10 protein-coding genes are annotated in these 14,398 nt (G+C 45.9%); 2 read left to right on the top strand and 8 right to left on the bottom strand.

What is annotated here, in order from left to right:
• Positions 1–150: 150 nt before the first annotated feature.
• On the bottom strand, positions 151–2,241 hold the full coding sequence (fusA, locus tag DYB02_RS14015) for an elongation factor G (RefSeq protein WP_005456593.1): 2,091 nt from the start codon (positions 2,239–2,241) through the stop codon (positions 151–153).
• A 216-nt stretch (positions 2,242–2,457) separates the two neighbouring features.
• Positions 2,458–3,837 (bottom strand): DNA repair protein RadA, encoded by a 1,380-nt coding sequence (gene radA, locus DYB02_RS14020; protein WP_005456064.1) that lies wholly within the window; start codon positions 3,835–3,837, stop codon positions 2,458–2,460.
• Between the two features lie 136 nt (positions 3,838–3,973).
• Between radA and DYB02_RS14025 the strand changes: the two genes are divergently transcribed.
• The gene (locus DYB02_RS14025) at positions 3,974–6,322 is read left to right on the top strand and encodes a PilZ domain-containing protein (protein ID WP_029806278.1); all 2,349 of its coding nucleotides are present in this window, start codon (positions 3,974–3,976) and stop codon (positions 6,320–6,322) included.
• Between the two features lie 42 nt (positions 6,323–6,364).
• Here the strand turns inward: DYB02_RS14025 and serB are convergent, their stop codons facing one another.
• On the bottom strand, positions 6,365–7,345 hold the full coding sequence (gene serB, locus DYB02_RS14030; RefSeq protein ID WP_020841223.1) for a phosphoserine phosphatase: 981 nt from the start codon (positions 7,343–7,345) through the stop codon (positions 6,365–6,367).
• Between the two features lie 91 nt (positions 7,346–7,436).
• Here serB and DYB02_RS14035 point away from each other — a divergent pair, with 91 nt between their 5' ends.
• Complete coding sequence (locus DYB02_RS14035) at positions 7,437–8,042, top strand: YtjB family periplasmic protein (protein WP_005481596.1); 606 nt, start codon at positions 7,437–7,439, stop codon at positions 8,040–8,042.
• 87 nt (positions 8,043–8,129) lie between these two features.
• Here the strand turns inward: DYB02_RS14035 and deoD are convergent, their stop codons facing one another.
• The 5 genes from deoD to DYB02_RS14060 all read right to left on the bottom strand — a co-directional run bounded on the left by deoD (position 8,130) and on the right by DYB02_RS14060 (position 14,345).
• Positions 8,130–8,849 (bottom strand): purine-nucleoside phosphorylase, encoded by a 720-nt coding sequence (deoD, locus tag DYB02_RS14040; RefSeq protein ID WP_005456104.1) that lies wholly within the window; start codon positions 8,847–8,849, stop codon positions 8,130–8,132.
• Positions 8,850–8,988: 139 nt separating this feature from the next.
• Positions 8,989–10,209, bottom strand: coding sequence for a phosphopentomutase (locus tag DYB02_RS14045; RefSeq protein ID WP_029806660.1), 1,221 nt, complete (start codon positions 10,207–10,209; stop codon positions 8,989–8,991).
• 68 nt (positions 10,210–10,277) lie between these two features.
• Complete coding sequence (deoA, locus tag DYB02_RS14050) at positions 10,278–11,606, bottom strand: thymidine phosphorylase (protein ID WP_029806661.1); 1,329 nt, start codon at positions 11,604–11,606, stop codon at positions 10,278–10,280.
• Positions 11,607–11,703: 97 nt separating this feature from the next.
• Complete coding sequence (gene deoC, locus DYB02_RS14055; protein ID WP_005456105.1) at positions 11,704–12,480, bottom strand: deoxyribose-phosphate aldolase; 777 nt, start codon at positions 12,478–12,480, stop codon at positions 11,704–11,706.
• Between the two features lie 581 nt (positions 12,481–13,061).
• Positions 13,062–14,345: a NupC/NupG family nucleoside CNT transporter gene (locus tag DYB02_RS14060; RefSeq protein WP_005456066.1), complete on the bottom strand. Its 1,284-nt coding sequence runs from the start codon at positions 14,343–14,345 to the stop codon at positions 13,062–13,064.
• Positions 14,346–14,398: the final 53 nt, after the last annotated feature.

Below are 14,398 nucleotides of genomic sequence, written 5' to 3' on the forward strand. Positions count from 1 at the left end.
GTTCGGTGATGAATGTTAGCCAGCATCTCAGCATCAAAGTAAAGCAAACTTAAAAGATGAACGTTGATGACTCTTCAAACAACTTTCAGCCATAGATATAAAAAGCCCCGCACGAGGCGGGGCTTTAAAATCATAGAGTTAACTTAAGAATTACTTCTTAGCGTTACGCTCTTTAACGTCAGCAATTACTTGCTCAGCAACGTTGTTTGGACATGGTGAGTAGTGTGAGAACTCCATAGAGAACTGACCACGACCAGATGTCATTGTACGTAGAGTACCGATGTAACCGAACATTTCTGATAGAGGTACATCACCCTTGATACGTACGCCAGTAGTACCAGCTTGTTGGTCTTTGATCATACCACGACGACGGTTAAGGTCACCGATTACGTCACCAACGTGATCTTCTGGAGTGAACACGTCAACTTTCATGATTGGCTCAAGAAGTTGCGCGCCAGCTTTAGGCATAGACTGACGGAATGCGCCTTTAGCAGCGATTTCGTAAGCGATAGCTGAAGAGTCAACTGCGTGGAAACCACCGTCGTATAGTTCAACTTCTACGTCTAGAGTAGGGAAGCCAGCTAGAACACCAGTTTCCATCATGCCAGCGAAGCCTTTCTCAACTGCAGGCCAGAATTCTTTAGGTACGTTACCACCAACAACTGTTGATTTGAACGTGAAGCCTGAACCAACTTCACCTGGTTTGATACGGTAGTCGATTTTCGCGAACTGACCAGAACCACCAGACTGTTTCTTGTGAGTGTAGCTGTCTTCGATTGCTTGAGTGATAGTTTCACGGTAAGCAACCTGAGGAGCACCTACTTCTAGCTCAACGCCGTAAGTACGTTTTAGGATATCAACTTTGATATCTAGGTGAAGTTCACCCATACCTTTTAGGATAGTTTCGCCAGACTCTTCGTCAGTCTCAACTTGGAATGATGGATCTTCTGCAACCATCTTACCAATAGCGATACCCATCTTCTCAGAACCGCCTTTATCTTTAGGCTTAACAGCGATAGAGATTACTGGTTCAGGGAAGATCATTGGTTCTAGAGTACATTCGTGTTTAGGATCACATAGAGTGTGACCAGTTTGAACGTTCTTCATACCAACTACAGCGATGATGTCACCAGCTTGTGCTGAATCGATCTCGTTACGCTCGTCTGCGTGCATCTCAACCATACGGCCGATACGCTCTGTTTTACCAGTTGCAGAGTTAAGAACTGTGTCGCCTTTCTTCATCTTACCAGAGTAGATACGGATGAAGGTTAGAGCACCGAAACGGTCGTCCATGATTTTGAACGCAAGCGCTTTTAGTGGCTCGTCTGCAGATACAGTTGCAACTTCACCAGTCGCTTCACCTGTGTCAGGATCAGTTAGAGGCTGTGGATCAACTTCTGTTGGCGATGGTAGGTAATCTACTACCGCGTCAAGAATAAGTTGCATACCTTTGTTCTTGTACGCTGAACCACAGTAAGTTGGGAAGAATGCTAGGTCACGTGTACCTTTACGGATACAACGTTTGATGTCTTCTACAGATGGCTCTTCGCCTTCTTCTAGGTAAGCCATCATTAGATCTTCGTCTTGCTCTAGAGCAGTTTCGATTAGCATTTCACGGTATTCAGCTGCTTTGTCTACCATGTCTGCTGGGATTTCTTGAACTTCGTAGTTCTCTGGCTGGCCAGACTCGTCCCATACGTAAGCTTGTTGGCTTAGTACGTCTACAACACCTACGAAATCTTCTTCGATACCGATAGGTAGAGTCATTACTAGAGGAGTTGCACCTAGAACGTTTTGTACTTGGTCTACAACTTTGTAGAAGTCTGCGCCCATACGGTCTAGTTTGTTAACGAAGATCAGACGAGATACGTGTGATTCGTCAGCGTAACGCCAGTTAGTTTCTGACTGAGGCTCAACACCACCAGAACCACAGAATACACCGATACCACCGTCAAGTACTTTTAGAGAACGGTAAACTTCGATAGTGAAGTCAACGTGTCCAGGAGTATCGATGATGTTTAGACGGTGATCGTTCCAGAAACAAGTTGTTGCTGCAGACTGGATAGTGATACCACGTTCAGCTTCCTGCTCCATGAAGTCAGTAGTAGTTGAACCGTCGTGAGTGTCACCGATCTTATGGATCTTACCAGTTAGCTTTAGGATACGCTCTGTAGAGGTAGTTTTACCCGCGTCTACGTGAGCAAAAATACCAATGTTTCTGTATTTTGATAAATCAGTCATTGTCTTACTCTGTTAATAAGGTATAAAGTGCGCGCAGAGTATATCACATTCTGTCAATACTGATACCCTTGCGTGCAGATGGAAGAAAAAAAATTTTAACGTGAATTTTCCGTCCTCAAAGGATAGTCAAACATAGCGATTTATGTACTTTATTCGTTCTATATTCAGGACGGAATGAACAGTTTGTGAGCCCACAAATACCATTCTTTTTCAGCATTACAGCTCGTCAAAAGCCTCAATAGCCTCTGACAACTTCTTAACGCCGTGGATTTGCATCCCCGGAATGCCACCTTTTGGCATATTAGCAGCCGGGACAATTGCCTTTTTGAAGCCGTGCTTAAATGCCTCGTTCAAACGCTCTTGACCACTAGGTACCGGACGAATCTCGCCAGCCAAACCAACTTCGCCAAATACCACCACATCTTTTGGCAACGGACGATCGCGAAAGCTTGATAGTAACGCCATCACTAAAGCAAGATCCGCACTGGTTTCTGTTACCTTAACGCCGCCGACTACATTCACAAACACGTCTTGATCAGCCATTTGCAGACCACCGTGCTTATGCAATACGGCTAATAATAAGGAGAGACGATTCTGCTCCAAACCAACCGCTACGCGACGAGGGTTTGCCAATTGCGAGTAGTCCACCAGCGCTTGAATCTCTACTAATAGAGGACGTGTACCTTCCCATACAACCATGACCGAAGATCCTGACGTCTCTTCTTCGCCACGAGAAAGGAAAATCGCCGATGGGTTACTTACTTCTTTCAGTCCCTGCCCCGTCATCGCAAACACGCCTAATTCATTTACCGCACCAAAACGGTTTTTGTGGCTGCGCAGTGTACGGAAACGACTATCTGTTCCGCCATCAAGCAAGACAGAACAGTCAATAATGTGCTCAAGGACTTTAGGGCCGGCAAGAGTACCATCTTTCGTTACGTGACCAACAATAAATACCGCAACATTGTTCTGTTTTGCGTATCGCGTCAGTGCCGTCGCAGATTCTCGCACCTGAGCAACACTGCCCGGTGACGATTGAACATCAGAAACGTGCATAACCTGAATCGAGTCAATCACCATAATTCTGGGCTGCTCTTTCTCTGCAATTTGGCAAATTTTATCGACGTTGGTTTCTGATAGCATCTTCAGGTGCTCTTTTGGCAGACCAAGACGAGACGCGCGCATCGCAACCTGTTGAAGCGATTCCTCACCCGTAACGTAAAGTGTCGGCATCAGCCCTGATAACGTACACATAGTTTGAAGAAGCAACGTCGACTTACCCGCGCCAGGGTTACCACCTATCAGAATCGCCGCACCAGGTACGACACCACCACCAAGCACACGATCGAGCTCTTTAAAACCACTAGTGAATCGCGGCACTTCTTGCAGATCGATTTCAGATAAGGTTTGGACTTTCGATTCTGTCGCCGAACCAGCATAACCGCTTAAGCGTTCATTGCGAGCAACGGTTGGCGAAGCAGCAATGCGCACCTCTGTGATCGTATTCCATGCACCACACGCATTACATTGTCCCTGCCAACGTGGAAAATCCGCGCCACAATCATTACAAACATACGCTCGTTTTGCTTTCGCCATGATGCCTCGATTTTTTCTACAAATGTGACCAAGCACAGCCAAGTCAGATCTAATCTGAAATGAACTATTGATATACTTAAGTTTTACTTTACTTAGTCGATACAAATTAAAGTAACGACATACTCTAACAGAAATAATGCAGCAATCTGAAATTCTCTCGCTCGCTGAAAGACTCATTCCCGTTTATGGTTCTGAAGACTTTGATTTTGTCCTTGGTCAATTGACCGAGGAAGAGCCGCCGTCGGCCAAAATCTTAGTGAAGATGGAACTGAACCGTCTTATGGCACCATGTAAGAAGAGCATTGATTTACGTGGTCGCGTCAAAGGCGAATGTCGTGAATATGTTTTGGATGGTATTTCGCATTGGTTGGACGATGTCGCTTTTAATGCTTATCACAAGAACATTAAGAAGTTTGGCACCTACACCGAAGGCATGTGGGAAGCACTGGTCAACACGCGCAATAACTTTCGTGTGATGAGCAAGCTCGCCACGCAGGAAAAGTCTCATTCATTAACCGATCCTAAAAGCCCCTTTCTCGCAGAACCGGTTCACCTCGGTTACGACTTAAAACGCCAAGAAAAGCGGTTGAAGGTTCAGTCGCAGGTAGAAATTCGCCGCGCCAAAGGGCAAATCCTTCATGGATTAAGCATCGATTTGTCGAGCTCTGGGGCAAAATTTAAAGTCCCGAGCGCATTTAAATACAACCTTGGTGAAATCATTCAAGTTTCGTTTACCGAGTTTGCAGGCAAGTCGCAAGTCGCGGGCATCGAAAAGCCACTGTCGTATCGAGTATTGGCCGTAGACGATTGCTATGAAAATGATGCCGTGCGCTATCTACGAACCATTCGTCTAACGGAAACCAATGTCGTTGCGCGCGTCATCGACGAAGCATTAAACAGTGCCGCCAAGCGCGCACGTCATGACAACCAAGATAAAATCATTCGTGCACGCACACGCGGTTATGAGCACATTGCACTCAAACACACGAGCAACTTACCACTGTTTTTTGATGGTAACGAACTCAAGCTAGCGATGCTGACACCAAACAACCAAAAGTTGTGGCAGTACTGGCACGATGAGAGAAATCAACAAGTCTTTGGCTCCTTGTTTAACGAGCAACGCGTCGCTTCTTTGATCAAACAAGGCGTGAAAGGCACCAGTAACGTTTTGTACTCGTTTACTCATGAACATGAAAACAAAACGTACTTCTACTCGATGCTTAGACCCGAAGCGACTCGCGAACAACGCCAGCTGTTTTGGCATTTAGGGGCTAAGCGAGAAAGTTGGCGTGCGTTTCGAATTTCTATTTTTGAGTTATCTGAGCAAGAGAAAGAAGATCTCGCACTATTCTCTCCAGAGTTAGCCGAAACCTCTCAGTCACTGACTCATATCGGCATTTTGCAAGAAATCGCTGACGAAAAGTCGGGGCAAGATTACCTATTAACAGAAAAACCGCGTTTGCCAGCCAACACGTTAAATGCCTTTCGTCATCCTCGAAAAATCACTGGCAACCCTAAAGGTATCTATTTCGATGCTCAATCGCGCCGTAAAGAACCACGCTATCGATTCAAAACGCCACTTGAACTCAGTTCGGGTGAGTTAAAAGCAGCAGGTTCAACCGTTGATATTTCTAAGCGAGGCTTGGGGATTCGTTTAGATGAGCCAACGATGTTACGCTCGGGACAAGAAGTGCAAGTTAACTTTCGTGAGTTACAACTTTACGATAAAAAGCTGCCTCTCATGGCCGTTCCATATCGCGTTATTCGAGTCAGCCCTGACGGTTGCAGCATACAATTGGTTATTGATGAAAACAGCAAAACGATCCGTGTGATCGCTTTCTTCAACAGCATCATTGAACACAACCAAGATAAGCTGATCCCACAAAAAGAGATGTTGCCAAGCAATGCATTACTGGAAAGACTGCACAGCGTTTTGCTATCAAGGACGTTAAGCACACCCATCTTTATCAGCAAAAGTACAGCGTCGGCACTAAAAACTCCGGTGGTTGGAGTGAACCTGCCGTTGCCAAAACACATTGAGTTGTTTGCGCGCTTAGGTCACGATCAAAAATTCTCTTTAGAGCCAATTTTTAAAGGCCGCTCTAGCACGCTGATCGCAGAACCAATTAAGCGTGTCGACGGAGCACAAGCAAGACACCAAGACATCTACATTAGTGCAGCGAAAATCGGCAATAAGATCACTGCTATCGAATCCAAACTGCACCAAGAATTTAATAGCGTGAAAGAGCGAATTCAGTTCATCAAAAAAGCGCGCATGATGGGCGATTTCTATGTATTTCGAATGTCCACCGCACCCATTTTTGATCCTATGACGTCGCTGCTACGACAGGACTTGAGTGACCTTACTCAGTTTGGCGTTCATCAAGCCAGTAAACTAGAAAAGGAGCTGACGGCTTTGGTTGGCTACAGCGAGTTTGAAGACATAACCGAAGAAGTCGTCGTGCGACTTGAACTAACGGAATAAAAAACACCGCCAAAATAGGCGGTGTTTTTCTTTCTGATTCTATTAAGGCTTCGCTTTCCAACTGATTTTTTGCTGCTTCACGAGCGCGCCAGACAAAATACAGAGCACCCCACCTAACCCAGCAAAACGCACCGAGGTTTGTGCCTGTGCCTCTACTTTAGGTTTCGCGTGGTAGGCAATACCAAGGCCTGCGGCGGACATCATCACTAAGTCGTTGGCACCATCACCAACGGCAACGGTATTATGCTGTTCAATTTCGTATTCATCCGCCAGTTCAACCAAAATATCGGACTTGGTTTGCGCAGATACCACGTCACCAATCACTTGCCCAGTTAACTTTCCGTCAATGATCTCAAGCTGATTTGAACGAGCGAAGTCCAGACCGACTTTCTCTTTGATGTAATCAGAGAAATACGTGAACCCACCAGATGCAATGGCGGTTTTCCAACCGAGCGCTTTAAAGGTCGCAATCAACGCTTCAAAGTCTGGCATGAATGGAAGCTCAGAACGCACTTGCTCTAAAATCGCTTCATCTGCGCCTTTTAGTTTACCAACCCGTTGACGCAAGCTTTGTTCAAAGTCCAACTCACCTTGCATCGCACGTTCAGTCACTTCGGCGACTTCTTCCCCTACTCCAGCCAATTTGGCAATTTCATCAATACATTCAATTTGAATCGCTGTGGAATCCATATCGAACACCACTAAGCCAGGCGCAGAGAGATCCGGCACTTCATTCAGAGAAGCATAATCAATGTTGAGGCTTTTTAAGATGGTTTCGTGTTGAGATGTTAATTCGCCCGCCATCAATGCTACTTCATACTGACCGACTTTCCATGTTTCTAACACCGGGTTATAGAAACCAGTAAAGAAGTCGATATCTTCAAAATGGCGAGGGGAAAGATATTCAGCAAAAACGATCCAATTCGCTTTCGCTTTATCTAACTGGGTAGCAAATCGAGTTTCGGGCAGTCGGTTTAAAAGTGTCGTATGTTTTCTGATAGGCAAGCTTTTTGACGCGTCCATGTATATAATCCCTTATGACTTTGCTAAAACGTTACCTCAACAAACTAAAAAGGCAAGTCTTTGTTTTGTTTTAAATGGATGAGTAAAGAGCATGAGTGAATCCTTGTTCTCAGTAAGGAATGCCCTGCGAATTCTGGCACTAATCCTACTGTGCGTGATGTTATTCATCACCATCAAAAACAGTGTTGTGATCAGTAAGGGCAACGAGAAGATTCAAGCGCAGCAGCTTGAAACACTCACCAAGGTTTTGATCTCGCAGGCATCTTTGTCTGCCAGCGAAATGATATTAACCAAAGACCAAGAGCGATTGCTCAAGCTGACCAACCAGCTCGCGCAAGACCGTTTGGTATTTGATGCCACGATTTATGACTCACAAGGTGTGCGATTAGCATCGAGTGACGAGGCGCTGTCTGTCCGTGAGGTCCTAGGATTAGATACCCCACTAGCCACCGCATCTATTGGTCGCCAGCAATTGGTCGAGCCAGTCCTAGCTGATGGTGCTGTGATTGGTTTTGTACGTGTGACGTTTGAGACAGGCCGAGTGACGGCGATTTCTGATCACCATTATCGTAAGAGTGATCGTTACATGTACATGATGGTCTTGATGAGTTTTGTGTGTGGCATGTTGTTTATTATGATTTTACGTAGACAGCCGATCCGCCGTAAAAAAGCCGAAAACTTGCTGCTGACCAAGTAATTCCAACAGCCAACTTCAAATAAAAAACAGCCCGCTTTGAGCGGGCTGTTTTTTTAGTTCTTGAAAGCGAAGACGAATCTTTGTCGCTTATTCTGCATCGCCTAGCAATACTGAATCTAACGCGATTAGCATCATGTCGTTAAATGTTGTTTGACGCTCGTCTGATGTGGTTTGCTCGCCTGTTTTGATATGGTCTGAAACCGTACAGATTGTCAGAGCTTTTGCGCCGTATTCTGCTGCTACGCCGTAAATACCCGCCGCTTCCATTTCAACACCAACAATGCCGTACTTGTCCATTACGTCGAACATTTCTGGATCTGGCGTGTAGAAAAGCTCCGCTGAAAATAGGTTGCCGACTTTCACATCAATACCACGTGCTTTTGCTGCATCTTCTGCTGCACGAACCATTTTGTAGTCTGCGATAGCCGCAAAGTCATGGCCTTTAAAGCGAATGCGGTTTACTTTTGAATCCGTACACGCGCCCATGCCGATCACAACATCACGTACTTTGATGTCTTCATTCACCGCACCACAGCTACCGACACGGATGATTTTCTTCACACCGAAGTCTTTGATTAGCTCAGTCGCGTAAATCGAACATGATGGGATACCCATACCGTGGCCCATCACAGAGATTTTACGGCCTTTGTAAGTGCCTGTGTAACCGAACATATTGCGCACATCACACACTTGCACAACATCTTCAAGGAAGGTTTCTGCGATGTATTTTGCACGTAGCGGGTCACCTGGCATCAGTACTACGTCTGCGAATGCACCCATTTCAGCATTGATATGTGGAGTTGCCATTTTTCTTTTCCTTAACCTTTCTCTAGCGCTCCGCGCTTAAGGCGATGTAAGCCAGAGTATTCTCATTTCCGACAAGCAGTACTTGCATACTGCAAACATAAAACTAGGAGCACTCAGCTCCTAGTTTTTAATATCCTAATTATAGGAAATTCTTACCGTAATCCATTGGAGAAGTACCGAAGTAGCTCGCCAATGTTTGGCCGATATCTGCGAACGTTTCGCGGCGGCCAAGAGAGCCTGCTGGCACTTTTTGACCGTAAACCAATACTGGAATGTGCTCACGAGTATGGTCAGTACCTGGCCATGTTGGGTCACAACCGTGGTCAGCCGTTAGGATTAGCACGTCATCTTCACCCATCAGTTCGAGCACTTCGTTGATGCGACCATCAAAGTACTCAAGCGCCGCAGCGTAACCCGCTACATCACGGCGGTGGCCGTAAGCGGAGTCGAAATCAACAAAGTTAGTGAATACGATGGTGTTATCACCCGCTTCTTTGATTTGCTCTAGCGTTGCTTCGAACAATGCAGGAATACCTGTCGCTTTCACTTTCTTGGTGATACCGCAGTTTGCGTAGATGTCTGCAATCTTACCGATAGAAACCACATTGCCTTGTTTCTCCTCGACTAACTTTTGTAGAACCGTTGCTGATGGTGGCTCTACAGATAGGTCACGACGGTTACCCGTACGCTCAAATTGACCTTTACCAGGACCGATGAATGGACGCGCGATTACACGGCCGATGTTGTAATCTTCTAGTTCTTCACGAGCAATTTGGCAAAGCTCTAGTAGACGATCTAGACCGAATGTCTCTTCGTGACATGCGATTTGGAATACAGAGTCCGCAGAGGTGTAGAAGATTGGCTGGCCAGTCTTCATGTGTTCTTCACCAAGGTCATCAAGAACTTGAGTACCAGATGCGTGGCAGTTACCTAGGAAGCCATCTAGACCTGCACGCTCAAGAATGCGGTCAGTCAGCTCTTTAGGGAAGCTGTTTGCTTTATCTGTGAAGTAGCCCCAGTCAAACAGAACTGGTACGCCAGCAATTTCCCAGTGACCAGACGGAGTGTCTTTACCAGAAGAAAGCTCAGCAGCGTGGCCGTAAGCACCGATGATTTCTGCATCAGCGTCTAGGCCAGGAGCAAAGCGACCTGTTGATTCTTTGTGTGCCATCGCCAAACCAAGTTTAGATAGGTTTGGAAGGCTAAGTGCGCCTTGACGTTTGTCGTTATCTGCTAAGCCTTTTTCACACTGGTCAGCAATATGACCTAGAGTGTCTGAACCTACATCACCAAATTCTTTTGCATCAGCAGTTGCACCGATACCGAATGAGTCTAGTACTAAAATAAATGCTCTTTTCATTGCTCTTTCCTTAGGCCCACTCGGCGAATTATTATGGTTGAGTAGGCCTTATGTAATTACTTAATCTTTTAGATGTCTTCTGCACGAATTTGACGGTAAACCTCTGGAGTTGGTGTGTATTCACCACCCACTTTGATTGCACTGCGTAGTGCTTTTGCCGCTTCTTCCCACTGCTCTTCACTGCGAGCGTGGATAACTGCTAGAGGTTTATCGCTATCAGCAACTTCACCCAATCGAATGAAGTTATCAAAACCTACCGCGTAGTCGATTTCATCAGTTGCAACACGGCGGCCGCCACCCATAGAAACCACAGCCATGCCGATAGCACGCGTGTCCATTGCAGAGACAATACCTGTTTCTGTCGCGTAAACTGGCTTGATGATTTCTGCTTTTTCTAGGTAGTTGTCGTAGTTTTCTACGAAGTCAGCTGGACCGCCAAGACCCGCAACCATTTTGCCGAAGCAAGCTGCTGCTTTACCGTTGTCTAGCACTTCTATCAGTTTCGCGCGTGCGTCGTCTGTGTTCTCAGCCAGTTTGCCAAGCACGAGCATTTCAGCACATGATGCCATCGTCACTTCAAGTAGACGCGGGTTGCGGTATTCACCTGTTAGGAAACGAACCGCTTCACGAACTTCCACCGCGTTACCCGCAGAAGAAGCCAGTACTTGGTTCATGTCCGTAAGGATCGCCGTAGTCTTCGTGCCTGCACCATTTGCTACAGCAACGATAGATTTTGCTAGCTCTTCAGACGCTTCGTAAGTTGGCATAAATGCGCCAGAACCGACTTTTACGTCCATCACTAGAGATTCCAGACCCGCTGCCAATTTCTTAGACAGGATCGATGCCGTGATCAGTGAGATGTTGTCTACGGTAGCCGTGATATCACGAGTCGCGTACACGCGCTTATCTGCCGGAGCAAGATCACCCGTTTGACCGATGATCGCCACACCCGCATCTTTGGTTACTTGACCAAAAACTTCGTTCGTTGGTGTGATGTTGTAGCCAGGAATCGCTTCAAGTTTATCTAGCGTGCCGCCTGTGTGGCCAAGGCCACGACCAGAGATCATAGGTACGAAACCGCCACATGCTGCCACCATAGGGCCAAGCATCAGAGAAGTTACGTCACCCACACCACCGGTTGAGTGTTTGTCGACAATTGGACCACCGAAGTTCATGTGGCTCCAGTCGATAACCATGCCTGAATCACGCATTGCACACGTTAGGGCGATGCGCTCATCCATGGTCATTTCATTAAAGAAAATCGTCATAGCAAACGCCGCAATCTGACCTTCAGATACCGTGTTGTTCGCTACGCCTTGAATAAAGAAGTTGATTTCGTCGGCTGTTAGGACTTCGCCGTCACGTTTTTTACGAATGATTTCTTGTGGTAAATACATTAGTGCCTCCCAAGCTCTTTTGAGCCATGGTTGTAGTAGGATAGAAGAGGTTTGGTAGCACCCTTTTAGGTGCTACCGGTCAGACGTATTATTGGAATTAGTACGCTGTTGGATCAGCGACGTCGTCCGATACTTCTAATGTATTTAGTAGGTTGGTTAACAGGCTAGACGCACCAAAACGGTAGTGACGAGCATCAACCCAGTTGTCACCTAGGATTTCGTCAGCCATTGCTAGGTATGCCGCTGCGTCTTCAGCAGTGCGCACACCACCTGCTGGTTTGAAACCAACAGTTTCTGCAACACCCATGTCGCGAATAACTTCAAGCATCATGCGAGCGTATTCTGGTGTTGCGTTTACTGGCACTTTACCAGTTGAAGTTTTAATGAAGTCAGCACCTGCTTCAATACAGATTTGAGATGCTTTCTTGATTAGTGCTTCTTCTTTTAGTTCACCAGTTTCGATGATCACTTTTAGAAGAATGTCACCACAAGCTTCTTTACATTGCTTAACCAGTTCGAAGCCTACTTTCTCATCACCCGCCATTAGCGCGCGGTATGGGAAAACTACGTCAACTTCGTCTGCACCGTAAGCAACAGCCGCTTTTGTTTCAGCAACAGCGATGTCGATGTCGTCGTTACCGTGTGGGAAGTTCGTTACTGTTGCAATGCGAACTTCTGGCGTACCTTGCTCACGAAGTGTCTTCTTAGCAATAGGAATAAAGCGAGGGTAAATACAGATTGCAGCTGTGTTGCCTACTGCTGTTTTCGCGTCATGACATAGTGAGATCACTTTTGCATCAGTGTCATCATCATTCAGCGTAGTTAGGTCCATAAGTTTTAGTGCACGTAGCGCTGCTGCTTTTAAATCGCTCATTTCTATCTCCGATCAATATTCAAAAAATTCACTACTCAGCCTCACATCACTTCTCTAACTATAATCAACAAGTCGAGATAGTGTGAGAAATTGGCTAAACAGTCTATTTATGAACGGACTTGGTTCCCTGAAGACTCGGCATATACAGCGAAAAATTCATATGCCAATTGCTATCCTTGTCACCGCACAGTACCAGTTTGGCCTATGGCACAACAATCTATGATTGCGGTGTCTTTAATATCACATCACACAGCGAAACGCCTATTAGATCTGATATTGCAGGGCAATTCATTTGCCCATCGAGTATGTAATATTCACTCTATGATTAAGTGGTTATCGTAACCATGATCTCGTGATTACTACATTATAGATATTCACCGCAAAACTGTAGCACCAAATAGAGCGCAAACGGTTTGTATCTCAAAATTTCCAAGCCGCTATTCCATTCGCTGCGTAAACCAATGTCTTGGGTTTACTCAGCGTAAAAATTTTGGTCCTGAAAAACGAAAAATGCCCCGCAGCAATCTCTTGCTACAGGGCATGGTTTAAAACGGCGTCTATATATTAAGAACCGATTCTAATTAAAATGCTGCAAGGCTTAGGCAGAAGCCTGCAATTGTCGCTGCCATAAGGTTAGACAACGTACCTGCAAGAACTGCTTTGATACCCATGCGAGCGATATCTGAACGACGGTTTGGTGCAAGGCTACCTAGACCACCAAGTAGGATCGCGATAGAAGAAAGGTTCGCGAAGCCACATAGTGCGAATGAGATGATAGCTGTTGTCTTCTCAGACATTACTTCACCAGTTGCTGCTACTACTTGAGCGCTGTCACCTAGGTAAGGTGTGAAGTTCAAGTAAGCAACGAATTCGTTGATAACTAGTTTCTGACCGATGAATGAACCAGCAACAACCGCTTCGTTCCATGGAACACCGATTAGGAATGCTAGTGGAGAGAATGCGTAACCTAGGATTAGTTCTAGAGTTAGCTCAGGCATGCCGAACCAACCACCGATGCCACCTAGCATACCGTTAACTAGAGCAATCAGACCAACGAATGCGATTAGCATTGCACCTACGTTTAGCGCAAGTTGTAGACCAGAAGCCGCACCGCCCGCTGCTGCGTCGATTACGTTAGCTGGTTTGTCGTCGCCACCGTCCATTGCTTCTTCGATATCTTCGTGAGGCTGATCAGTCTCTGGGTGAAGAATCTTAGCGAACAGTAGACCACCTGGTGCTGCCATGAATGATGCTGCTACTAGGTACTCTAGAGGAACACCCATAGATGCGTAACCTGCTAGTACACCACCAGCTACAGAAGCTAGACCACCACACATTACCGCGAATAGCTCAGATTGAGTCATTTTTGGAACGAATGGACGAACTACTAGAGGTGCTTCAGTTTGACCTACGAAGATGTTAGCTGCTGCTGACATTGATTCCGCACGAGAAGTACCAAGCGCTTTTTGAAGTGCACCACCAAGAATCTTGATAACCCACTGCATTACGCCAACGTAGTAAAGAACTGAAATCAGTGCTGAGAAGAAGATCAGTGTAGGAAGAACACGGAAAGCGAAGATGAAACCGCCGCCGCCGAATACTTCGAACATCTTGTCAGAAACAAGACCACCGAATAGGAACGATGAACCATTGTTACCGTAGTTGATAACGTTAGAAACACCAGTAGAGAAACCGTTTAGTAGATCACGGCCCCAAGGTACATAAAGTACGAATGCACCTAATGCGAATTGGATAGCGAATGCGCCACCCACAGTTCTTAGATTGATAGCTTTACGGTTATTAGAAAATGCAAATGCAATAGCAAGAAGCACTACCATACCGACTAGGCTCATAAACAGGCTCATAGTTTATGACTTCCTTATAAGTTATTTATTGGCGTGTTACAAAATGGAGCTAT

The sequence above is a fragment of the Vibrio parahaemolyticus genome, assembly GCF_900460535.1.
GTDB classification, from domain to species: domain Bacteria; phylum Pseudomonadota; class Gammaproteobacteria; order Enterobacterales; family Vibrionaceae; genus Vibrio; species Vibrio parahaemolyticus.